This is a genomic window from Pantoea sp. X-Soil-ISGK-421 (genome assembly GCF_059730785.1).
On record NZ_AP035979.1, the window covers coordinates 1477769 to 1499468 of the forward strand.

General features: G+C 52.8%; 22 protein-coding genes and 2 tRNA genes. 12 read left to right on the top strand and 12 right to left on the bottom strand.

Going from position 1 to position 21700, the window contains the following annotated elements; all coding sequences use genetic code 11:
- Positions 1-6 precede the first annotated feature (6 nt).
- The 4 genes from pqiA to rmf all read left to right on the top strand — a co-directional run bounded on the left by pqiA (position 7) and on the right by rmf (position 3905).
- A complete protein-coding gene (gene pqiA / locus AC6I8K_RS06765) occupies positions 7-1290 on the top strand; it encodes a membrane integrity-associated transporter subunit PqiA (protein ID WP_064740776.1) in 1284 nt (427 codons plus the stop codon).
- A complete protein-coding gene (gene pqiB, locus AC6I8K_RS06770; RefSeq protein WP_064740777.1) occupies positions 1262-2905 on the top strand; it encodes an intermembrane transport protein PqiB in 1644 nt (547 codons plus the stop codon). The genes pqiA and pqiB overlap by 29 nt, the downstream gene beginning before the upstream one ends.
- Positions 2902-3468, top strand: a complete 567-nt coding sequence (pqiC, locus tag AC6I8K_RS06775; protein WP_064740778.1) for a membrane integrity-associated transporter subunit PqiC — start codon at positions 2902-2904, stop codon at positions 3466-3468. The genes pqiB and pqiC overlap by 4 nt, the downstream gene beginning before the upstream one ends.
- A gap of 269 nt (positions 3469-3737) precedes the next feature.
- A complete protein-coding gene (rmf, locus tag AC6I8K_RS06780; protein WP_007887362.1) occupies positions 3738-3905 on the top strand; it encodes a ribosome modulation factor in 168 nt (55 codons plus the stop codon).
- A gap of 66 nt (positions 3906-3971) precedes the next feature.
- On the opposite strand, the gene fabA is transcribed toward rmf, so the two are convergent.
- Entirely contained in the window at positions 3972-4490 is a 519-nt protein-coding gene (gene fabA, locus AC6I8K_RS06785) for a bifunctional 3-hydroxydecanoyl-ACP dehydratase/trans-2-decenoyl-ACP isomerase (RefSeq protein ID WP_007887361.1), read from the bottom strand.
- Between the two features lie 67 nt (positions 4491-4557).
- Positions 4558-6420, bottom strand: coding sequence for an AAA family ATPase (locus AC6I8K_RS06790; RefSeq protein ID WP_497826428.1), 1863 nt, complete (start codon positions 6418-6420; stop codon positions 4558-4560).
- 53 nt (positions 6421-6473) lie between these two features.
- Here AC6I8K_RS06790 and matP point away from each other — a divergent pair, with 53 nt between their 5' ends.
- On the top strand, positions 6474-6941 hold the full coding sequence (gene matP / locus AC6I8K_RS06795; RefSeq protein ID WP_155726421.1) for a macrodomain Ter protein MatP: 468 nt from the start codon (positions 6474-6476) through the stop codon (positions 6939-6941).
- Between the two features lie 73 nt (positions 6942-7014).
- Here the strand turns inward: matP and ompA are convergent, their stop codons facing one another.
- Together ompA and sulA are read right to left on the bottom strand one after the other, a co-directional pair.
- The gene (gene ompA / locus AC6I8K_RS06800) at positions 7015-8082 is read right to left on the bottom strand and encodes a porin OmpA (RefSeq protein ID WP_064740781.1); all 1068 of its coding nucleotides are present in this window, start codon (positions 8080-8082) and stop codon (positions 7015-7017) included.
- Between the two features lie 349 nt (positions 8083-8431).
- Complete coding sequence (gene sulA, locus AC6I8K_RS06805) at positions 8432-8923, bottom strand: SOS-induced cell division inhibitor SulA (RefSeq protein WP_064740782.1); 492 nt, start codon at positions 8921-8923, stop codon at positions 8432-8434.
- Between the two features lie 222 nt (positions 8924-9145).
- Here sulA and AC6I8K_RS06810 point away from each other — a divergent pair, with 222 nt between their 5' ends.
- Positions 9146-9775 carry a TfoX/Sxy family DNA transformation protein gene (locus tag AC6I8K_RS06810; RefSeq protein WP_064740783.1) on the top strand — a complete coding sequence of 210 codons (630 nt, stop codon included), beginning with the start codon at positions 9146-9148 and terminating at the stop codon, positions 9773-9775.
- Here AC6I8K_RS06810 and yccS read toward each other — a convergent pair.
- Both yccS and AC6I8K_RS06820 read right to left on the bottom strand, forming a co-directional pair.
- Positions 9772-11910 (bottom strand): YccS family putative transporter, encoded by a 2139-nt coding sequence (yccS, locus tag AC6I8K_RS06815; RefSeq protein WP_497826429.1) that lies wholly within the window; start codon positions 11908-11910, stop codon positions 9772-9774. The genes AC6I8K_RS06810 and yccS overlap by 4 nt on opposite strands.
- 9 nt (positions 11911-11919) lie before the next feature.
- Positions 11920-12363, bottom strand: a complete 444-nt coding sequence (locus AC6I8K_RS06820; protein ID WP_064740785.1) for a YccF domain-containing protein — start codon at positions 12361-12363, stop codon at positions 11920-11922.
- 123 nt (positions 12364-12486) lie between these two features.
- Here AC6I8K_RS06820 and helD point away from each other — a divergent pair, with 123 nt between their 5' ends.
- Positions 12487-14541 (top strand): DNA helicase IV, encoded by a 2055-nt coding sequence (gene helD / locus AC6I8K_RS06825; RefSeq protein WP_497826430.1) that lies wholly within the window; start codon positions 12487-12489, stop codon positions 14539-14541.
- Positions 14542-14544: 3 nt separating this feature from the next.
- Here the strand turns inward: helD and AC6I8K_RS06830 are convergent, their stop codons facing one another.
- Entirely contained in the window at positions 14545-15006 is a 462-nt protein-coding gene (locus tag AC6I8K_RS06830) for a methylglyoxal synthase (RefSeq protein ID WP_497826431.1), read from the bottom strand.
- 68 nt (positions 15007-15074) lie between these two features.
- Entirely contained in the window at positions 15075-15701 is a 627-nt protein-coding gene (locus AC6I8K_RS06835; protein WP_497826432.1) for a YccT family protein, read from the bottom strand.
- Positions 15702-15878: 177 nt separating this feature from the next.
- On the opposite strand from AC6I8K_RS06835, the gene AC6I8K_RS06840 reads away from it, so the two are divergent.
- Positions 15879-16292, top strand: a complete 414-nt coding sequence (locus AC6I8K_RS06840) for a CoA-binding protein (RefSeq protein WP_064740789.1) — start codon at positions 15879-15881, stop codon at positions 16290-16292.
- A gap of 32 nt (positions 16293-16324) precedes the next feature.
- Here the strand turns inward: AC6I8K_RS06840 and hspQ are convergent, their stop codons facing one another.
- Together hspQ and rlmI are read right to left on the bottom strand one after the other, a co-directional pair.
- Entirely contained in the window at positions 16325-16642 is a 318-nt protein-coding gene (gene hspQ, locus AC6I8K_RS06845) for a heat shock protein HspQ (protein ID WP_064740790.1), read from the bottom strand.
- Positions 16643-16701: 59 nt separating this feature from the next.
- Entirely contained in the window at positions 16702-17892 is a 1191-nt protein-coding gene (gene rlmI / locus AC6I8K_RS06850; protein ID WP_064740791.1) for a 23S rRNA (cytosine(1962)-C(5))-methyltransferase RlmI, read from the bottom strand.
- Between the two features lie 85 nt (positions 17893-17977).
- Here rlmI and yccX point away from each other — a divergent pair, with 85 nt between their 5' ends.
- Positions 17978-18256: an acylphosphatase gene (gene yccX / locus AC6I8K_RS06855; protein ID WP_483817135.1), complete on the top strand. Its 279-nt coding sequence runs from the start codon at positions 17978-17980 to the stop codon at positions 18254-18256.
- Here the strand turns inward: yccX and tusE are convergent, their stop codons facing one another.
- Together tusE and yccA are read right to left on the bottom strand one after the other, a co-directional pair.
- Positions 18257-18583 carry a sulfurtransferase TusE gene (gene tusE / locus AC6I8K_RS06860; RefSeq protein WP_483817136.1) on the bottom strand — a complete coding sequence of 109 codons (327 nt, stop codon included), beginning with the start codon at positions 18581-18583 and terminating at the stop codon, positions 18257-18259.
- A gap of 98 nt (positions 18584-18681) precedes the next feature.
- Positions 18682-19335 (bottom strand): FtsH protease modulator YccA, encoded by a 654-nt coding sequence (yccA, locus tag AC6I8K_RS06865; RefSeq protein WP_007887332.1) that lies wholly within the window; start codon positions 19333-19335, stop codon positions 18682-18684.
- A gap of 222 nt (positions 19336-19557) precedes the next feature.
- On the opposite strand from yccA, the gene AC6I8K_RS06870 reads away from it, so the two are divergent.
- From AC6I8K_RS06870 to agp, 3 genes are all read left to right on the top strand, one after another.
- Positions 19558-19645: transfer RNA gene (locus AC6I8K_RS06870), tRNA-Ser, on the top strand.
- A 35-nt stretch (positions 19646-19680) separates the two neighbouring features.
- Positions 19681-19768: transfer RNA gene (locus AC6I8K_RS06875), tRNA-Ser, on the top strand.
- A 256-nt stretch (positions 19769-20024) separates the two neighbouring features.
- Positions 20025-21641, top strand: coding sequence for a bifunctional glucose-1-phosphatase/inositol phosphatase (gene agp, locus AC6I8K_RS06880; protein ID WP_497826433.1), 1617 nt, complete (start codon positions 20025-20027; stop codon positions 21639-21641).
- Positions 21642-21700: the final 59 nt, after the last annotated feature.

A 21700-nucleotide genomic window follows, 5' to 3' on the forward strand; every position in this document is an offset into this window, starting at 1 on the left:
GTCAGCATGTGTGCAGCGGATCAGGCGCAGCAGTGGAGTCTTTGTCCACAGTGTGATTTAACAGTAAAGCTGCCCGCTGTACCGGTTGGCAGCCGTGCGCGTTGCCCGCGTTGTCACACCACGCTGCAAGCCAACTGGCAGGAGCCGCGTCGACGTCCGACCGGCTACGCCATTTCAGCACTGTTTATGTTGGTGCTGGCTAATCTGTTTCCTTTCATCAATATGCACGTCGCCGGGTTGAGCAGCCAGATATCGCTGCTCGAAATCCCGCAGGTGATGGATCGTGAAGACTACCGCAGCCTGGCCACGCTGTTCCTGCTGTTTGTGCAGGGCATTCCTGCCTTTTGCATGGTCACGATTATCCTGCTGGTCAATCAGGTACGGATGCCGCATAACGTGCGGCTAGGATTGGCGCGCATTCTGTTTCAGCTGCGCAACTGGGGCATGGCCGAAATCTTTATGGCCGGCGTGCTGGTCAGTTTCGTAAAGCTGATGGCGTATGGCGAAATTGGTCTCGGCAGCAGTTTCTGGCCGTGGTGCCTGTTCTGTGTGCTGCATCTGCGCGCGTTTCAATGTGTCGACCGCCGCTGGGTGTGGCAACGTATCGATCCGTTACCGCCGCTGCCAAAGGTGCCGCAAGCCGGTATTAGCGGCTTAAAGCAAGGCTTGCGCAGTTGTCCCTGCTGTACCGCCATTCTGCCTGCCGACCAACTGGCGTGCCCGCGTTGCGGTGTGAAGGCGCATGTCCGCCGTAAGCACAGTTTGCAATGGACGCTGGCGCTGCTGATTACCTCGGTGATGCTCTACATTCCCTCGAATATCATGCCGATCATGGTGACCGAAACGCTCGGCTCGCAATATCCCTCGAACATTATGGCCGGGGTGATTTTGCTATGGAGCGACGGTTCGTGGCCGGTGGCGTTGGTGATCTTCATCGCCAGCATTATGGTGCCCTCGCTGAAAATGTTGGCGATCGCCTGGCTTTGCTGGCACGGCAGCGGACGCGGTGGGCGCGATGATGAAAAGATGCACGTGGTTTATGAGGTGGTTGAATTCGTTGGCCGCTGGTCAATGATTGATGTGTTTGTTATCGCCGTTCTCTCTGCGTTGGTGCGGATGGGGCGATTGATGAGTGTGTATCCTGCGCCGGGCGCGCTGCTGTTTGCCATGGTGGTGATTCTTACCATGTTTGCCGCAATGACCTTTGATCCGCGCCTGCTGTGGGATCGACAACGAGAAACTGAACGTAAGGAGCCGCGTCTTGACGGACAACCATCACGGGACTGCTAAGGTCGACCAGATTAAACGCTGGTCGCCGGTCTGGATTGTACCCATCGTCACGCTGTTAATCGGCGGATGGATTCTTTTTTATCACTTCAGCCATCAAGGCCCGGAAGTGACGCTGATTACTGAAAGTGCCGAAGGTATTGAGGCAGGTAAAACCACAATTAAAAGTCGCAGCGTGAACGTCGGTGTGGTGGAAAGTGCGGTGCTCACTGATGACCTTCACCATGTAGAAATCAAAGCGCGGCTTAACTCCGGTATGGAGAAACTGCTGCAAGGTGACAGCGTGTTTTGGGTGGTAAAACCGCAGATTGGCCGTGAAGGGATTACCGGCCTCGGCACCTTACTTTCAGGCGCCTATATTGAACTGCAGCCGGGTTCCAAAGGTGACAAACCAGAGCGTTACCCATTGCTGGATGCGCCACCCCTTGCACCACCGGATGCCAAAGGTATTCGCGTAACGCTCGACAGTAAAAAAGCCGGTCAGCTTAATGCCGGCGATCCGGTGCTATTCCGTGGCTATCGCGTGGGTTCGGTCGAAACCAGCAGCTTTGATACTGATAAACGTATGATGACGTATCAGTTATTTATCGCAGCACCGTACGATCGCTTGATCACCACCAATGTGCGTTTCTGGAAAGACAGCGGTATTGCGGTAGATATGTCGGCTTCAGGCATGCGTGTTGAAATGGGCTCGCTTACGACGCTGTTTAGCGGTGGTGTGAGCTTTGATGTGCCTGATGGGGCCGAACTTGGTCGTGCTGCTGAGAACAAAGCGGAATACCATTTGTTCGACGATCAGCGCAGCATTCAGGACTCGCTCTATACCAGCCATACTGATTTCCTGCTGTTCTTTACTGATTCAATTCGTGGGTTGCAAGTCGGTGCACCGGTTGAGTTTCGTGGCATCCGCTTGGGCACGGTTTCGCAGGTGCCTTATATGATTCCGGGTGTGAATCAGGCGCTGAATAACGACTACCGTGTGCCGGTGTTGATTCGAATTGAGCCAGATCGCTTTGTTAACCGGTTAGGCGGCGATTTCAATCTTGAACAGCATCTGCAGGAAGGCAAAAAACGCGGACTGCGTGCGACGCTCAAGACTGGCAACCTGTTGTCGGGCGCACTGTTTATCGACCTCGATTTCTACGACAACGCGCCCGCTTATAAAGGCCCGAACGAAGTGGCTGGTCTGGAAGTGATTCCAACCGTCAGCGGTGGACTGGCGCAGATTCAACAGAAATTGATGGCGGCGCTAGATAAGATCAACGGTTTGCCACTCAATCCTGTGCTCAACGAAGCCACCGGTACGTTGAAAGAGAGCCAGCGCACGCTGCAGCAGTTGCAGAAAACCCTGGATAACCTGAATCAGGTCACGGCTAATCCGGCGATGAAAACCCTGCCTTCAGACATGCAGCAAACCCTGCGCGAACTGAATCGCAGCATGAAAGGGCTGCAGCCAGGTTCGCCAGCTTACAGCAAGCTGGTGGGCGATATGCAGCGGCTTGATCAGGTGCTGCGTGAACTGCAGCCGGTGCTGAAAACGCTGAATAGCAAAAGTAACGCGCTGGTGTTTGAAGCCAAGCCGGGCCAGGATCCACAGCCAAAGAGGGCGAAACAGTGAAAAAAGGGCTAATTATTGGTGCACTGTTGCTGCTGACAGGGTGCAGCAGCAGCATTGAAAACACCTATTATCAGCTGCCTGCGGGCAGCAATGTGGCGCGTGTTGAAAGTGCAGCTGGCGCTGATCAACCGATGATTTGGGTCGAGCAGGTGACGGTGCCGGATTTTATGGCGGGCAACGGTTTGGTTTATCAGACCAGCGATGTGAAGTACGTGATCGCGTCGAATAACCTGTGGGCCAGCCCACTCGATCAGCAGCTGCAGCAAACGCTGATTAGCAATCTCAGTAAAGCGCTGCCTGGCCGCCTGATAGCCGGTTCGCCGCTGGGTGAAACTCACGATACGCTTACAGTGAACGTCACCGGTTTCCAGGGGCGCTACGATGGGCAGGTAGTAGTAAGTGGTGAATGGCTACTGCAGCATCAAGGACGTCTAATCAAACATGGCTTTAATCTGACGCTGCCGCAAACCGAAGATGGCTATGATGCGCTGGTGCGTACTCTGGCTCTCGGCTGGCAGCAAACGGCGCAACAAATCGCAAATAGTGTCGTTTCGCTAAATTAAGATTTGTTCGAAGCTTATGATAAGTCCTTGATTTACTGTAGTGTGATCGCAGTCAAATCAAGGGCTTTTTTTATTGCTGAATCAGCCAGATAGACAGTTAACTGACAATTCTACATATCAATTTGACGTCAAATTGATGACATTGGCGTGAATTTTGCGCATTGACCTTTCTTTTGCATCGGGTTAGAACATTACTGTGGTTGAACATTATATCGCCACTCTTTCTTTCCACCCAGATTCCACCAGACCTGAAATGAGGGAAACGAGGCATGAAGAGACAGAAGAGAGACCGCCTGGAACGAGCACATTCACGAGGCTATCAAGCCGGTATTACGGGCCGCTCGAAAGAGATATGCCCTTATCAAATGATCGATGCGCGGTCTTACTGGTTGGGAGGTTGGCGTCAAGCCATGGAGGACAGGTCGGCGGTGGCCTAGCACTGCTGAATGTCTATCATTAAGGAAGAAACCTCCGCTGCGTGCGGAGGTTTTCGTTTGGAAGGATTAGAAAGCGGAAGTGTCTTTGAATAGACCCACTTTCAAATCCGTCGCGGAGTAAATCAGATTCCCGTCTACGAAGACTTCGCCATCTGCCACGCCCATCACCAGTTTACGGTTGATCACACGCTTGAAGTGAATTTTATAGGTCACTTTCTTCGCAGTAGGCAGGACTTGTCCAGTGAACTTCACTTCGCCCACGCCCAATGCACGGCCTTTACCTTCTGCGCCCAGCCAGCCGAGGTAAAAACCGACCAACTGCCACATGGCGTCGAGGCCGAGACAGCCTGGCATAACTGGATCGCCGATGAAGTGGCAGTCAAAGAACCACAGGTCAGGGCGGATATCCAGTTCGGCTTCTACGAAACCTTTGTCGAATTTACCGCCGTCTTCGGTCATTTTGACCACGCGGTCCATCATCAACATGTTGTTGGATGGAAGCGGCGGTCCATTTTCGCCAAACAGTTCGCCGCGACCCGAGGCAACCAGGTCTTCTTTACTATAGGATTCGCGTTTATCTACCATGTTCTCAATATGCCTTCTTTTAGTGAAGCCCGAATATTAGCGAACAGTTGTACGCTGAGCAATGTTATCAGCTGTGGTTGAACCAGTTGAGCCAACGCAATGGCCATGGACGCAGGCGAGCTTCCTGCTGATTCAACTGCGTAATACGTTCCTGAATGGTGCTAAGCAGTGATTCGCCGCTTTCACTTTGCCAGGCAATACCGGTCAATAGCGGCAGCGCTTCATCTACGCTCTCAATGGCCCAGAGATGGAATTGTCCGGCCTTCACCGCTTCCACCACATCCTGATTCAGACTGAGATGGCGCGCATTACTAGCAGGGAAAATCACACCTTGCTTGCCTGTCAACTCGCGGGAATTACAGATGTGGAAGAAACCTTCAATTTTTTCGTTCAGCCCACCCACCGGCTGCACATTACCAAACTGATCGACTGAACCGGTTACCGCAATCTGCTGGTTGACTGGCTGATTAGCGAGCGCACTGATTAATGCACACAACTCAGCCAGCGAGGCGCTGTCGCCATCTACTTCCGAATAGGATTGTTCAAAAACCAGTGAAGCGGAGAAGGGCAGCTGCTGCTCCAGTTCCAGCTCGGCAATCAGGTAGGCTTGCATAATCATCATGCCTTTTGCATGAATGTTGCCCCCTAACTCGGCTTTGCGCTCGACATCGGTGAACTCGCCATCGCCCGGATGTACCACGCAGGTAATGCGTGAGGGTTCGCCCCAGGGACGCGGATGACCGGGGAATTCAACCACCGACAGGCCGTTGATTTGCCCAACCACTTCACCTTCAGTTTCAATCATGATCTGATTGAGCAGGATTTCATCGCGCATGCGATCTGCGAGGAAGCTTTCACGCCACTGCCGGGCTTCAAGCGCTTCTTTCAACGCTTCACCATTGATACTGTCACCATGCAGCGCCGTTTCCTGCAGTTGGCGACGAAGCCAGCGAGGACACAATGGCAAGGTATCTTGATCGCCCGTCATGCGAGCTGCTTCGGTAATCAATAATGGCCAGAAATCCGCTTCAGGCTGGGCCAGACCCGCTTGTTCAGCCTGGGTTAATGTCCACTGGCACCACGATGTCATGTCATCTTCGTCGAGAATCTGTAAACTTTCTTCGAATTCGCTGTAGAGCGCCATCTCATGAACTTCGACGTCCATTTCCTGGAAAGCAGCCAGCGCATCACGATCGCCGCACAACACCAGTCGCAGCTGCAGCGGTAGCGGCGGTATGGCGACGGGTAGGGGTTGACGTTCATCCTGCGAATACCAATCGAAGCGACCTTGCTCGATGCATTTACGCAAACGCAACCACAGCAGCGGCTGCGCCAGTAAGGTATTGACGGCCAGGATTAACGTGCCACCATTGGCGCGATGCAGAAGGCCGGGTTCAGGTTGAACGCGGTCTTTGTATTGACGTACGCATCCGAACAGCTGTTCAGCTTCAATCCAGTCCGCGAAATGCACGCCACCCTGGCTCGTAAACGGACGATTGATATCGGTAGGCGCCAGCAGGCTAACGGTATCGCCCATCACATGATAGTCGCCGCCATAGAGGGAAATTTCATCCGGCTGGAAGCGTTGTGCCGCATCGGCGATGCAAGCCAGGTAATCACTGTTTTCCTGACTGCGTAATAACAGCAGCGGGAATCCCAACGTTTGATGATGCAAATGCGCCAGCGCATTCAGCAGACGCGGCTGAACCGCGGCAAGACTATCGCAATCTTCCAGTGAGACATTCGAGAAAATGGATTGGTAGCGGTCGCTATCCGGCTGCAGGGCTTGCCACGTAATTTGAGTGCTGGTCAAAATATTCGCATTAGTCTGATTTAGGAAAAGCGCGATTATACAGGAATCAACCCGGTTAATCACGGCGGAGTTCCGGCCCGGATTGTGACGGCTGCAACATGTTTTTCCTTGCTGCATCCAGGAAAAAAGCTGTTATTCTTAGTTTGTTACGTGATCACGATGAGATTCCGATGAAATACCAGCAACTCGAAAATCTTGAAAGTGGATGGAAGTGGAAATACCTGGTGAAAAAGCATCGGGAGGGTGAACTGATCACTCGTCATCTAGAGCTTAGTGCGGCCCAAGCTGCAGTCGATACGCTGCTTTCGATGGAGAATAGCCCGGTCGAGGTTAATGAGTGGATCGCGCAGCATATTCATCCGGATTTGGACAATCGTCTTAAGCAGACGATACGAGCACGCCGTAAGCGTCACTTCAATGCTGAGCATCAACACACGCGCAAGAAATCTATCGATCTGGAATATCTGGTGTGGCAGCGTTTGGCGGGATTGGCGCAGCGGCGCAGTAACACGCTGTCAGAAACCATTGTGCAGCTGATTGAAGATGCCGAGCGCAAAGAGAAGTACGCCAGTCAGATGACGACCCTGAAGCAAGACTTGCAAGCGATCCTGGGTAACGGCGGTTCGGAAAAAGAATAAAATTCTTTTCACTCTCATTACATTCAGCCATAAAAAAACCCCGCCGAAGCGGGGTTTTTTACTGCGTGATAACTTAAGCCTGTGGCTGAGTTACAACGTCTTTGATACCTTTCACGTCGATTTCAACGCGACGGTCTGGCGCCAGGCAGTCGATCAGGGCATTACGGCCTTTCACGCTGTCACAGGTGTTGCCAGTAACTGGGTTAGATTCGCCCATACCGCGTGCAGAGATCTTGTTAGCTGGGATACCTTTAGAGACCAGGTAATCAACTACAGACTGAGCACGTTTCTCAGACAGCTTCTGGTTGTACTGCTCTGAACCGATGCGATCGGTGAAGCCCAGTACGACAACAGAACCGTCTTTTGGATCCATTGAGCTCAGCTGGCTATACAGCTGATCCAGAGCCTGCTGACCTTCTGGCTTCAGAGAAGCTTTGTTGAAGGTGAACAGAACGTCAGACTTCAGGGTGAAACGCTTGGTTTCAACAACTGGCGCTGGAGCTGGAGCCGGAGCTACAACTGGCGCTGCATCTTCATCCTGACCGAAACGGTAAGAAAGGCCTACGCTCAGCATGCTGTTGTCTGGACGTGCACCAACGGTACCTGCGTCACCGATGTTGTTAACCCACTGATAGTCCAGGCGAGTCGCCCAGTTTTTGGTCAGTGCGTATTCAACACCAACAGCAGCCAGCGGAGAAACGCCGGTGTCGTGGTCGCTGATGCGAACGCCGTTGTTGTTTTGAGTTGAATCAGCACGCCATACCATACCACCCAGACGGGTGTAGACATCGAAGTCTTCGGTAATTGGGTAGCTCAGTTTAGCGGCCAGCTGAACGCCTTGTGCTTTGAACGCGCCATTCACTTGGTTGCCTTTGTTAGGCATACGGCCCAACCAGTCGTAACCCAGCTCGAAGCCCAGGTACGGGTTAGCCTGGTAACCTGCGAATGCACCAGCACCCAGCTGAGATTCGTGAGTTGGACCATCGTTGTTCGCGTAACCGTTACCGTAGTAACCAGTATCGTGATACTGAGACCAGCCCAGTTTAGCACCGGTATACCAGGTGTTATCTTTAGGTGCGGCCTGCGCTACGGTAGCGAAGCCAGCCAGTGCCACTGCAATTGCGATAGCTGTCTTTTTCATTTTTGCGCCTCGTTATCATCCAAATAGGCAATGAGCAAAAAGGTTGCTCTTTGTGTTAATCCTTCGCCGGGTCTAAACGCTCGCTTTTGACTCTACCGAAAAAACGGAGGTTATTGAGCACCCTGGCGAGCTAAAGTCTACAACGAGATTGGAAACTTACAAGTATGATGTGACGCTGCGCAGCAAAAAAACAGGGATTTATACACACATTTTAACAAATCACATGGCAAAATCTTCGGTATTAGAAAACAAAAAAGCGTCTAAGCCATTGTCATAGCTGGCGGGAAAAGAATCAGTAGCTTAGATGCAACTTTTGCAAAAAAAATGCTGAGAAAATTCCTGGATTTACTTAATGAAACAAATCTGAGGGAATTTTTGTTGGGTTAGGTTGTCTGGAATGAGCAAATTGACGTCCTTGCGGACGCAAAATCAAACCGAGCGCTTCACCTTCTGCTGCAGCTTGTTCCAATTCTAAACGCTCTTCATCGCTCAATTCGTACGGAATCCAGGCAAGCACGACGCTGTAATTGCCTGTACGTAACGCCTTAACCATACTTTCAACGGTGTTAAAACGCTCAGATTCGGTGATATGCATACTCTTGTCTAACGGCAATCCCGACTGCTGCATCCAACTGCGATTCAGCTTATGAGCCGGCGTGAGCCACAACTGCCAGCGTGATTGCTCGCTCAGCTGTTTTAGTACCGGTAGCAGCATAAGTTGCATCATTTCTGGTTGTTCGCTGGAGCGCAGTTCAGTGATTCCACCCAGCGAAGGTTGCGTTAAGCTTGGTGAAGCGAAACGATGAGAACGATCAGCAGGGCCAGAGAAATGAGTACGCATAATTTAATCACTCAGTAATGAACTGTATGAATATACAGTAATGGCTTCCTGGATAAAGATCAACCTCAATTTCTGAAAACGCCTCGCAATTTCTGCACAAGTTCTGTCCCACATGCTTTTATTCATTGAACAGCTAAATCGTTTTTTTTATCTTCTAACCAGATGAATCTGCGAGCTTTTATAGGAAATTTCCCGTGCATGGAATCCAATGAAGGGGGCATTATGAAGAGATATAACCCAGTAGTTGAGCAATCAAAAACGCAGTTGGCTGCACTAGGCAAAATCGAATCGCGTACGCAATTTGGGGGTTACGCGCTGACTGTTGAGAGGGTGATTTTTGCTTACATCAATGAGGATGCACTCTATCTGCGCGCCAGCGAGGCGCTTCACGTCTACAACGCGCAGCGCTCTTTGGAACCGCTGGTATACCGTAAGCGTGGCGTGCCGGTGACCTTAAGCTACTTCAAGGTCGACAAACAGCTGTGGCAAGATCCAGAGCAATTACTGCATTTATCAGCCAGCTCTCTTCGTGCTGCGCAGGATGAAATTGCGACCAGACTTGTCTCGCTACGTTTGAAAGACCTGCCAAATCTGAGCCTGCGTTTGGAGTTGATGCTACATAAGGTGGGGATCAGTTCGGTGCAGCTGCTGTGTGAAACAGGATCGCGGCAATGCTGGTTGAAATTGCGCGCGGTGAATAAGCATATAGGGCTAAAAACGTTGCTGGCATTGGAAGGTGCAATTTCTGGACATCATGAAGCGGCATTACCCGGCGCAATCAGGCAGGAGTTATACGCCTGGTATCTCAAAATGCTCCGCCAACATGCCGCGGCGGAGCATTTACAACCTTAGTTATTTACGAGGCTACGACGCAGACGTGCAATTTCGGGCATCAGCGCAACCAACAATCCCAATTGCTGAATGACTAACGGTGCGCGTGCATCCGGGCTAATCTTCATTTCGCTCATGCGTTGCATAAGCACCTGCTGCATGTCTGCAGCTTGTGCATCCGTGACACGTTCGATTTGTAGCACATCTTCAATGAAGCACACCGCATCATCCAGTAAGGTAAGTAAGGTGCTATCCGCGAGACGCTCGCGGTGCGCTCCCAATGCGGAGATATAGCTGAGAAAGGAGTGGTTGAGGCATAGCAGCCGAAACGCATTCTCACGCAGCGGTTGTTGCAGCTTGAGTTCACCACTGATATTGGACACCACGGATGCCAGCTCAGCATCGGCGTTATGTGCATCGCGACGAGCTACGCGATAAGCGAGGCGATTGTCTTTCCCCTGATGATACTGCTCCATAATGGCATCAAGATAGCGGCAGTTAGCATCCAGCGTACGATCGGCGACGGCAGTAATTTTGCGGAAACGCCAATCTGGCCAAACAAAGGCGACGGCGAGCCATGCCAGACCGCAGCCCAGCAAGGTATCCACCACGCGCGGCAACGCCACTTCAAACCCTTCGCCCAGCAAATTGAAGCACAGCAGAACGAGTAAGGTGATAAACAACGTGGCTTGCGCATATTGAATCTGACGGAAAGCAAAGAACAGCACACCGCTCAAAACAATCAGCACCAGCTGACCTTCAATCGATGGCACCAGCCACAATACCGGCAGGCCGATGGCGATGCCGGCTAACGTGCCACCAATTCGCAACGCGAGGCGTCGTCGGGTGGCGTTGTAATTGGGCTGGCAGACAAACAGGCTGGTCAGTAAGATCCAGTAACCGCGATCGACACCAGTGATTTGAATGAAGGCATAGCCAACGCACAGTACCAGTGACATTCGCACTGCATGGCGAAAGAGGGCAGAGTTGGGGCTGAGATGGCGACTCAGGCGCAAGCGGATATCCGCCCAGCCGCTAAGCCCTTCACGCGATAGATGGTGATCGCTGTGCGGTGACGGTTCTGCCAGCATCTGCTCCGACTCAATTGATGCTAGCTGCGCATCAATGGCGCGCAGATTGCGCAGCAACCAAAAGAGCGCATGAATATGGGGATCCTGCGGCTCATTTTGCTGAAGCCGTTGCAGCGCGGTTTCCAGTCGTTCAAAGGTGCGTTCAAAATGGCTATCGTGATGCCACGGCTGGCGTAGCAAAAGAGTCTCAGCCAGTTGCCGGCAGGCCCGCGCCTGCATATTCATCAAACGCTGGAAGCGGAACAGCACCTCGTTATAGCGCCAATTGTCGCGCAGTAGGTGGTATTGCAGATGCGAGGAGCTGGCACGTTCATGAATATCCTGCGCAACAAAATAGTAATGCAGGCTGCGACGCGTGCTGCGTGAACCGCGATCGCCACGCAGGCGACTTTGAATGGTGCTTTTAGTCAGATTTAACTGTGCCACCAACTGACTGTTAACCATCGCCGTGGCCACCAGCGTGGCATCATCCTGCTCGTCGCCATCGGGATCAAACAGGTTTGCTTTGGCTTCGAGATAGCGCGCGAGCTGAGAAAAGCTTCCCGCCAATTGCTCCTGTACCGGACGTACCGGGAACATCAAATGGCCGATGAAGGTCAGCAAGTTGTACCAAAGGGCGCCGATCAACAGCAGCGATGGCTGCATCCACCATTGTGGGAACAGGCCGATGCCCAGCATGGTGTAAACCGCAATCAGCAGCGCACCGAAAGCGATAGTGGCATAACGCTGTCCCAGTGCACCGAGCAAAATAAAGCCCCAGCTGGAAAGCGCCAGGCCCAGTCCGAATGCCCACGGATGTGGGAACAGCAGTTCAACTGACACCGAAGCGATACAGAAACACACCAGTGTGATCGCGAGATTGCGCACGCGCCCAATCCAGCGGTCGTCGAGATCGGCCAGCGCCGCGGCGACCACGCCAAGCGTCAGCGGAATGGTCCACTCAATCTGATGCAGCCACCACGGCACCGCCGCACATCCGGTTAAAGCAAAGAAGATGCGGAGCAGATAGCGCAAACTGCTGTTAAACAAGTAACGTCGCCAGCCTGGCAAAGCGTTATGGATCATTGAACGGCCTCAGTAACGGCGACGCGCATTGGCTTCACGCGCAGCCTGAGCTTCTTCCACCGAGACCACGCGGCGGCCTACTGGCCACAGCGCAATCGCGGCAATTTTGAAGTTAGCGATGCCTACAGGGATGCCAATGATCGTCAGGCACTGCACAATACCGGCCGAGATATGCGCCAGACATAGCCACCAGCCGAACAGCACCAGCCAGAAGATGTTGAGGAAGGTTCCGCCAGTGTTCATCACATGGCTTTTGCTATCGGGACGCAGCACATCCACATGCACGGCTTCGTTGCCAAAGGGCAGCAGAGAAAGTTTGGTGATTTCCCAGCAGGAGCGCGTCAAGGGCAGCGTAAAAATCAACACGATGCTGACCAGCGTGGCAAACAGCCAGCTGAGGGTGGTGAAAAAGCCGCCAAGAATGAAGTTCAGAATATTAAGTACGGTACGCATAAACGCGATTTTCCTTTTGCAATCCGCAATATGTGGCGCCAAGTTTAGCCTGTTTTAAGGCTGGAGCGCCAAGAGTCTGACAGGTAAACTGCGCGATAAAGAATTCCACATGACGGTGCGGACATGGAACTGAAAGCAACATCGATGGGCAAACGTCTGGCACAGCATCCCTATAATCGGGTGCGTTTGCTGGCCGCCGGCGTGGAAGTCAGTGGTGATCGCCATGAATATCTGATTCCGTTTAACCAGTTACTCAACATTGCCTGCAAACGCGGCATGGTGTGGGGCGAACTGGAGTTTTTGCTGCCTGGCGAGAAAGTGGTGCGTTTGCATGGCACTGAATGGCAGGAAACTCAGCGTTTTTTCCACTACTTACAACACGCCTGGCAGCAGTGGAGCCTGGAGATGAGCGAGGTGAGCGCTGAAGTGCTCGTCGCGCTGGAGCAGGAAATCCTCGCCTTCACGCAGCAGGACCGCTGGCTAAAACGCAGCGAACTGAGCACGGTAAAAGAGAGTATTACGCGTCAGTTTTCCGCATTGCCGTTGCCCCTGGCTCGCATTGCCGAGTTCGACAACTGCCGTGAACGCTGGGAATTCTGCCAGCAATGGCTAGAGCAGGGTGAAACGGCCATTCGCCAACGCAATCGCGAATGGACCCGTAAGATCCTCAGCGATTATCACGAATTCTTCTCCACGGTTGAAACGACACCGCTTAACCCATCGCAATGTGAAGCCGTGGTGAATGGCGAAGATGCCCTGCTGGTGCTGGCGGGTGCCGGCAGTGGCAAAACCTCGGTGCTGGTGGCGCGCGCGGGTTGGTTGCTGCAACGCAAGCTGGCGCAACCGGATCAAATTTTGCTGCTGGCGTTTGGTCGTCAGGCGGCAGAAGAGATGAATGACCGTATTCAAACGCGTCTTGGCGAGAGCGCGATTCAGGCGCGTACGTTCCATGCGCTGGCGCTGCATATCATCCGTGAAGGCAGTAACAAACAGCCGGTGATCAGCAAACTGGAAAGCGACAGCAAGGCGCGCCGACAACTGCTGATTGCGACCTGGCGTGAGCAGTGCAACAGCAAGAAAGCGCAGGCAAGCGGCTGGCGTCAGTGGTTGCAGGAGGAGCTGGAGTGGGAGATCCCCGAAGGTCCGTTTTGGCAGGATGACAAACTGGCGCAGCGTATCGCCTCACGCATGGAGCGCTGGCTGGGTTTGATGCGTATGCACGGTGGCGCGCAGGCGGCGATGATTGCGGATGTTGCAGAAGCGCAGCGCGATAACTTTAGCAAGCGCGTCAAACTGATGGCACCACTGCTCAAAGCGTGGAAAAGCGCGCTAAAAGAGGAGGGCGCGGTCGATTTTTCCGGTCTGATTCATCAGGCGATTGCTGTTCTGGAAAAAGGGCGTTTTATCAGCCCCTGGAAGCATATTCTGGTCGATGAATTTCAGGATATCTCACCGCAGCGAGCCGCACTGCTGACGGCGCTGCGCCAGCAAAACAAACGCACGAGTCTTTACGCGGTGGGCGATGACTGGCAGGCAATCTATCGCTTTAGCGGTGCTGAAATGAGCCTGACCACCGCGTTCCATCACTATTTCGGCGATGGCGATCGCTGCGTGCTCGATACCACATATCGCTTTAACGATCGCATTGGTGAGATTGCCAATCGCTTTGTGCAGCAAAACCCGCATCAGCTGCGCAAGCCGCTGAATAGTTTGAGCAAGGGCAACAAAAAATCGGTGACGTTGCTGCCGCAGGAGCAGCTGGAGCCGTTGTTGGATAAGTTAAGTGGTTATGCCAAACCCGATGAGCGCGTGCTGCTGTTGGCGCGGTACCACCATTTACGTCCATCAATCCTCGATAAAGCCAAAACGCGCTGGCCGAAACTGCAGCTGGATTTTATGACGATACATGCCAGCAAAGGTCAACAGGCGGATTTTGTCATTGTGCTTGGCCTGTATCAGGGACGCGATGGTTTCCCGGCTGAAGCGCGTGAATCAATTATGGAAGAGGGTTTGCTGCCGCAGCCGGAAGATTTCCCGGATGCGGAGGAGCGACGTCTGGCGTATGTGGCGATGACGCGCGCACGTCAGCAGGTGTGGCTAATGTTCGATAAAGACCGGCCTTCGGTATTTGTCGAACACCTGCGCGAGTTGGGTGTGCCGCAAAGCCGTAAGGCCTGATGATTAGGGTTTCAGACGATCGGCGAGATAACGCTGATAGTCTGGAATCTGAATCTCAATCTGCTGTGCAAATTTCGGTGACTGGATAATAAAATCTGCGGTGGTGCGGTTATTGGCCACCGGGATATTCCACACCGTGGCCAAACGCAGCAACGCTTTCACATCCGGATCGTGCGGTACTGCATTTAGCGGATCCCAGAAGAAAATCAGCACATCAATTTTCCCTTCCGAAATCAATGCGCCCACTTGCTGATCGCCACCCATTGGGCCGCTCAGCATGGCATTTACATCCAATCCGGTATGACGATTAATAAGATTACCGGTGGTGCCGGTGGCGTAAAGCACATGCTGCTGGAGCGTGCTTTGGTTGATTTGCACCCACTCTAACAGCGAGGCTTTACAGTGATCGTGCGCAACGAGGGCGACATGTTTTTGAACTTGAAGGGTACGAACGGTCTGCTCCATAGGGCTTCCTGTTTCTTCTCATGCATTATTTATTAATGCAGGAGTTTACCCCTGGCATTTCATCACTATCAACTTGTGCGTAAAGTTTTCATCCAGCTAATAAAACGCAAACGTGTGGCGGCATCAAAACGCTTGAACCAGCCTTGTAAAGAGGGGAGATCGCTGACGTCCTGCCAGGCGTAATCCAGATTCAGCTGCGCCTCGCTGGCACTAAGCGAATGCAAGGCGAAACGCGGTACAGACGCGGCATGCGCATCGCGGTTGTAATTCACCATCGCCTTTTCAAAATCATGATCACTCTCCTTCGGCAACTGGTCGCGCAGGCTGGTGATCTCCATGCCACGTTCATCAATCAGCTGAAAGTTGAGTGTTTTATTAAAGGTCGTACGTTCGCGACGATTATTTAGCGCGGGCAAACGGATAGCTACTGAATGGGCGTTGGCGTTAAAAGTGACAATCATCGGCACGGATTGAAAGTGCGAGGTGTCAGCGCCAGGTTTTTCCACACGAAATAGAAATTGATGCTGCCCCCGTTCCAACTCAAGACTGCCAGCACCTTTCAGCAGCGAACCAGAGATTTTACGCCCGTCCAGCACCAGCAGTTCGATCTCGGGATCAAGTTTGAGAGTGATGGCGTGGCAGGAGGCTGATACGAGCAACATCAGTAAACCCGTAGCAGTTAAGGACAGCTTCATTTCAACTCCCGGCAAAAGGGGGTAAATCGATTATGTGTAGCAAAGTATTACATTATGGCAGTAAATTTACATTTTTACATATTTATTCGTGCTGACGCGCAAAGTTCTCATGCTTAACAGTTGCAGTGTGAAACGCAATGCCATCTACACTTAAGCGAATGAACCCGGAGAAAAAAGATGAATGATCAAACAATTCGCGATGTACTGACCAAAACCAAACGTATCGCATTAGTGGGTGCCAGCGATCGTCCCGACCGCGCGAGCTATGGCGTCATGAAATATTTGCTTGATCAAGGATACGAGGTGATTCCGGTCAGTCCTAAACTGGCAGGACAACAGCTTCTCGGCCAAACGGCTTATGCCACGTTGGCGGATGTGCCGGGAAAAGTGGATATGGTGGATGTATTTCGCAATGCCGAAGCGGCGTGGGGCGTGGCGCAGGAAGCGATCGCCATTGGTGCGGAGACATTGTGGTTACAACTTGGCGTGATTAATGAGCAGGCGGCGGTCTTGGCGCAAGATGCCGGTATGACCGTAATAATGGACCGTTGTCCAAAGATTGAAATCCCACGACTGGGCATCACACAGTAAAACAGAAGCGGCGACCTGCGTCGCCGTTGTCATTAGTGTCGCAGGCTTGGCGCCTGCAGCTGTTGCCGGATTGTAGCAGCAAGCTCATCCATCGAAGGTTGTTCAGGATGCTCGAATGAGGTTTCACCTGCCAGCTGAATTTCAGCCACGTAGGTGTGGACCTGATCGCCTTCTTCATCTTCCATCACCACATGATACCAGGGCGCGGCGCGTAGCGTTTCGCTAGCAGCGACATCATCAACCTCTGGCTCATCAAGCGAAAACTCCGGATCGACATCCACGATAACGCCGAGCACCCCGGAGAGACGATGTCGGACCTGCTGTCCAATTCCAAATTTAGTCGTAATCATTGTGACCTCCCAAAAGACTGCCCTGCTACCGATATGGAGGCAGGAACAGTGTTTTCAAGTCACAGCACGCGGCAGGCAAAACCTTTCAGATAAAGCCCTTCAGGATAGCTGGCGATCACCGGATGGTCGGCTGCCTGACGGAACTGCTCTATAAATTGTACATCACGACCCGCATCAACGGCGGCGTCAGCGATGATTTTCTGGAACAAATCGGTCGGCATCAGGCCGGAACAAGAGTAGGTCAGCAACACGCCGCCGGGATTCAACAGCTGAATCGCCAGCATATTGATATCTTTATAGCCGCGGCAGGCACCCATCAGCTGGTTCTTGTTCTCGACGAATTTCGGCGGATCCATCACGATCACATCGAACTTCTCGCCGCTGTCGCGATAACGGCGCAACAGTTTGAACACGTCGTCACGTACGAACTGCGCGCGTGACACATCTAAACCATTAAGCTCAACGTTCTGTTTCGCCACGTCGAGCGCATCCTGCGAGGTATCAACGCTAATGACTTCACGGCAACCCCCCATCAATGCAGAAACCGCAAAACCACCGGTGTAGGAGAAGCAGTTCAGCACGCGCGCATTTTTTGAGTAGCCACGCGTGGCAAATCGGCTGTCACGCTGGTCAAGGTAATAACCGGTTTTATGGCCGCCCTGAATGTCTACCAGCAGCTTCATGCCATGTTCAGTGATCGGCAGCAGCGAAGGCGGCAGTTCACCTGAAACTGGACCCTGAGCCAGCTCCAGTCCCTCTTTTTTACGCACCGCGACGTCTGAGCGATCGTAAATAGCGCACTCCGGGAAGCATTGTTGCAGTGCTGAGACGATGGCCGGACGCTGATACTCCGCACCCGCAGACAACAGTTGCAGTACGAGGAAGTTGCCAAAACGATCGATGGTAACGCCCGGCATGCCATCTGACTCACCGGCAATCAGGCGATAGCTATCCAGCCCATCACGTTTTGCCAGCCAGTCACGCCATAATTGTGCTTGCTCTAAGCGGCGCACGAAGAAGGTGATGTCGATTGACTCATCCTGTTGCCAGCTCCAGACGCGTGCGCGAATTTGGGATTGCGGAGAATACGCGGCGCGAGCCAGCCATTTGCCATTGCTGTCGCAGACATCAATGGTTTCACCAGACTGGGCTTTACCTTCCATACGTGCAACGGCACCAGAGAACACCCACGGATGGCGGCGGAGCAGGGATTTTTCACGTCCCTTTGCGAGAATCAATCGAACGGTCATAGTTTGCTATGCTTACCTGAAAAAATGAGGCGCCATTTTCCGGCGGATGGCGACAAATTGCAACGCAAGGTGAGGGGAGAACGCAATGGCAACCACATGCTGCAAAATCTGGGTGCATGGCATGGTGCAGGGCGTGGGATTTCGCTACCACACGCAAGCGCAGGCCAGAGAGCTGAATCTTAACGGTTATGCGCACAATCTGGCCGACGGCAGCGTTGAAGTGCTGGCGTCCGGCGAAGCACAACAGGTCGATGAATTAATCAGCTGGTTGAAAGCTGGCGGGCCGCGCAGTGCGCGGGTGGATAAGGTGCTGGTGGAGCCGCATCAGCCAGCGGAAATGCCCACCCGATTCACCACGGGCTAATCACAAACACTTAGCCGGCTTTGGCAATCCGGCAATTTTGGTGGCTTGTTTCGCCGGGCCTTCCGGGAACAGGCGGAACAGATAACGGCTGTTACCTTTCTCCTCGCCATATTTTTGCGCCATCGCTTTCACCAGCATACGCACCGCTGGTGAGGTATTAAACTCCTGGTAAAACGCACGCACAAAGAGCACCACTTCCCAGTGTGCTTCGCTCATTACTATTGCTTCTTGTTCTGCGATAGCCGCAGCCAGTGGCTCGCTCCAGTCCGCGCTATTTTTCAAATAGCCTTCCGCATCGGTGGCTATTTCATTACCGGCAAAAATCACAGTTATTCCTCATGATGTTAATTCATACATTGTAAATTCGCTCGGCCCCAAAAAGCAAAAACCCCGCCGAAGCGGGGTTTAATTGCTGTTGCGGTAACTTAATCGCGATTAGCGAAGCCCAGCAGGCTCAACAGGCTAACAAAGATGTTATACAGCGATACGTACAGGCTCACGGTTGCACGAATGTAGTTGGTTTCGCCGCCGTGAATGATGTTGCTGGTTTCCCACAGGATAGCACCGGCAGAGAACAGGATGAACAGGGCGCTAATCGCCAGATGCAGCGCAGGCAGTTGCAGGAAGATATTCGCAACCACCGCCACCAGCAATACGACAAAGCCGGCCATCATCATGCCGCTCAGGAATGACATATCACGGCGCGTGGTCAGCACATAGGCCGAGCAACCGAAGAACACCAATGCGGTGCCGCCCAGCGCCATGGCGATCACATCACCCATGCCTGCAGTGAGGAATGAGCTGAGTATTGGGCCAAGGCAGTAGCCGAGGAAACCGGTAAAGGCGAAGGCAGCCAGAATACCTGCCGGGCTGTTAGCCAGTTTATGTGTCAGGAACATCAAACCATAAAAGCCAACCAGCATCAGAATCAGGCCCGGTGAAGGCAAGGCAAATACCGTGCTGAGTGTGGCTGTGACCGCTGAGAAGGCCAGCGTAAAGCCAAGTAACAAATAGGTATTGCGCAGCACTTTGTGGGTGCTGACTAACGATTGCTGCGACGAGCTAAAAATTCTTTCCATCATGCGCTCCTTAAAGAGAGAAACACCAAATATGTCACGAGGATACGCAGCGACTGAGAGACAGAAAAGGCGTTTTACCCATCTTTACGCGATAAATTGCTGTTTCACTGAGCAGAATGGTGAATTTGACGCCAAAAAAATAAAATTTGGCTGTTTTTCAGCCGAACGATTCATTGCAGGCTTTACATCGTTATGGGGGATGTTTATAGTGCGCCTCATTGCGGAGGGGTGGCCGAGTGGCTTAAGGCAACGGTCTTGAAAACCGTCGATGGGAAACCATCCGAGAGTTCGAATCTCTCCTCCTCCGCCATTCACTCTCGCAGAGTGACGCAACAAGAAATCCCCGGAGGGATGGCCGAGTGGCTTAAGGCAACGGTCTTGAAAACCGTCGATGGGAAACCATCCCAGAGTTCGAATCTCTGTTCCTCCGCCATATTAAAGAAGCCCGCAGAAATGCGGGCTTTTTGCTTTTCTGCATTCACAGATTCCGAAAAACATCGCGTTGCTTTTCAATCTGCTGCCGTTCAGCAACGCCGCGCGCGTTTACTGCTATATTCCAATCACGGTTTTTGCAAACATCTGGCGATTTTCCGATGCAAGCTGAGTTACACTGTGCGGTAATTCGCTCTTTGGCGGGCTAATCGTTTGAAAGCCAGAGTGTTTCACTGATGAATTATGGAATAGGCACAATGATCAAGAAACTGAGTCTTTGCGCGTTGTCAGTCATCGCTGCGCTCCCGATGGGCATGTCCGCATACGCTGCGGACGGAGATATGCAACTCCAGCAGGTGCTGATGTTAAGCCGTCATAATCTGCGTGCGCCGCTTGCCAATAATGGCAGCGTGCTGGAGCAATCCACTAAAAAGAGCTGGCCGCAGTGGGATGTCGCGGGTGGCGAGTTGACCACCAAAGGTGGCGTGCTGGAAGTCTATATGGGTAATTACACCCGTCAGTGGCTGGCACAGCAGGGCTTAGTCCAGAACGGGACATGTCCGGACAGCAGCAACATCTTTGTTTACGCCAACAGCCTGCAGCGCACCGTGGCAACCGCGCAGTACTTTATCACTGGCGCATTCCCAGGCTGTGACATTGCGGTAACCCATCAGGATGCGATGGGCACCATGGACCCGATCTTCAATCCCGTCGTCACCGACGGCAGCGATGAATTCAACAAAAAAGCGTTGGCTGCCATGACCGCCGCCAACGAAAAACTGGCGCTGAAGCCGGCCTTCCAGCATCTGGAAAAAATTGTTGATTACAAATCTGCACCGGCCTGTAACGGCAAAAAGCAGTGTGATTTGAGCAGCGGTGATAACACCTTCAGCGCGGATAACGGTAAAGAACCTAACGTAAGCGGTCCGCTGAAAATCGGCAACTCATTGGTCGATGCATTCACGCTGCAATATTACGAAGGTTTCCCAGCCGATCAGGTCGCGTGGGGCCAGATCAAAACGCCTGAGCAGTGGAAAGCGTTGGCGTCGATCAAAAACGGTTATCAGGATGCGCTGTTTGCTTCTCCTGAAGTGGCGCGCGAAGTGGCCGCACCGCTGGTGGATTATATCCGCAGCCAGTTAGTCGATCAGGACAAAGCTAACGCGCCAAAAGTGACGCTGATGGTTGGCCATGATTCCAACATCGCTTCGTTACTCAGCGCGTTACAGGTCAAGCCGTATGAATTACCGGGCAACGACGAGAAAACGCCGATCGGTGGTCAGGTGGTATTCGAACGCTGGCACGATGTGAAGAACAACAAAGATCTGCTGAAGGTGGAATATGTATACCAAACTGCGGATCAGCTGCGCGATGCCGATGTGTTGAGCCTGAAGAATCCTCCAAAGCGCGTCACGCTGCAGCTGGCGGGTTGTGATACCGATGCCAATGGCTACTGCAGCTGGGATCAGTTCACTGGTGCGTTAAACGGTGCATTGCAGGGTACGCCATTGCAGCCTGCCGCTGCTCCAGCGCCTGCCGCACAGCCGGCGCCTGCCGCCGCGGCCCCAGCCAGTGACGATGCCAATCAGAAAGCCGATCAGGCTGCTGCCGATAAAGCGTCAGCAGACAAAGCAGTAGCAGATAAAGCTGCCGCTCAGAAAGCAGCAGAGGCGAAGGCCGCTGAAGAGAAAGTGAAAGCGGATAAAGCGGCCGCGCAGAAAGCTGCTGATGAAAAGGCGAAAGCAGAGAAAGCCTCAGCCCAAAAAGCAGCGGATGACAAAGCGAAAGCGGATGCTGCTACTGCGCAAAAAGCGCAGGCGGATGCCACGCCAGCCAAGCCGGAAGAGCCAACAAAACCGGCTAGCAGCAACTAAAATCCCCTTCGTAGGATAGTGCATGATAAAAAGGCCGCAGCGGTTAACGTTGCGGCCTT

Bases quoted from the DNA above. Each gene is read 5' to 3' on its own strand.
- AC6I8K_RS06820 (WP_064740785.1), bottom strand. From the start codon at position 12,363: ATGCGTACCGTACTTAATATTCTGAACTTCATTCTTGGCGGCTTTTTC.
- AC6I8K_RS06835 (WP_497826432.1), bottom strand. From the start codon at position 15,701: ATGAAGCTGTCCTTAACTGCTACGGGTTTACTGATGTTGCTCGTATCA.
- fabA (WP_007887361.1), bottom strand. From the start codon at position 4,490: ATGGTAGATAAACGCGAATCCTATAGTAAAGAAGACCTGGTTGCCTCG.
- AC6I8K_RS06810 (WP_064740783.1), top strand. From the start codon at position 9,146: ATGAAGAGATATAACCCAGTAGTTGAGCAATCAAAAACGCAGTTGGCT.
- helD (WP_497826430.1), top strand. From the start codon at position 12,487: ATGGAACTGAAAGCAACATCGATGGGCAAACGTCTGGCACAGCATCCC.
- yccA (WP_007887332.1), bottom strand. From the start codon at position 19,335: ATGGAAAGAATTTTTAGCTCGTCGCAGCAATCGTTAGTCAGCACCCAC.
- AC6I8K_RS06840 (WP_064740789.1), top strand. From the start codon at position 15,879: ATGAATGATCAAACAATTCGCGATGTACTGACCAAAACCAAACGTATC.
- yccX (WP_483817135.1), top strand. From the start codon at position 17,978: ATGGCAACCACATGCTGCAAAATCTGGGTGCATGGCATGGTGCAGGGC.
- matP (WP_155726421.1), top strand. From the start codon at position 6,474: ATGAAATACCAGCAACTCGAAAATCTTGAAAGTGGATGGAAGTGGAAA.
- AC6I8K_RS06790 (WP_497826428.1), bottom strand. From the start codon at position 6,420: ATGCAGCAAGGAAAAACATGTTGCAGCCGTCACAATCCGGGCCGGAAC.
- rlmI (WP_064740791.1), bottom strand. From the start codon at position 17,892: ATGACCGTTCGATTGATTCTCGCAAAGGGACGTGAAAAATCCCTGCTC.
- ompA (WP_064740781.1), bottom strand. From the start codon at position 8,082: ATGAAAAAGACAGCTATCGCAATTGCAGTGGCACTGGCTGGCTTCGCT.
- pqiA (WP_064740776.1), top strand. From the start codon at position 7: ATGTGTGCAGCGGATCAGGCGCAGCAGTGGAGTCTTTGTCCACAGTGT.
- hspQ (WP_064740790.1), bottom strand. From the start codon at position 16,642: ATGATTACGACTAAATTTGGAATTGGACAGCAGGTCCGACATCGTCTC.
- yccS (WP_497826429.1), bottom strand. From the start codon at position 11,910: ATGATCCATAACGCTTTGCCAGGCTGGCGACGTTACTTGTTTAACAGC.
- agp (WP_497826433.1), top strand. From the start codon at position 20,025: ATGATCAAGAAACTGAGTCTTTGCGCGTTGTCAGTCATCGCTGCGCTC.
- AC6I8K_RS06830 (WP_497826431.1), bottom strand. From the start codon at position 15,006: ATGGAGCAGACCGTTCGTACCCTTCAAGTTCAAAAACATGTCGCCCTC.
- sulA (WP_064740782.1), bottom strand. From the start codon at position 8,923: ATGCGTACTCATTTCTCTGGCCCTGCTGATCGTTCTCATCGTTTCGCT.
- rmf (WP_007887362.1), top strand. From the start codon at position 3,738: ATGAAGAGACAGAAGAGAGACCGCCTGGAACGAGCACATTCACGAGGC.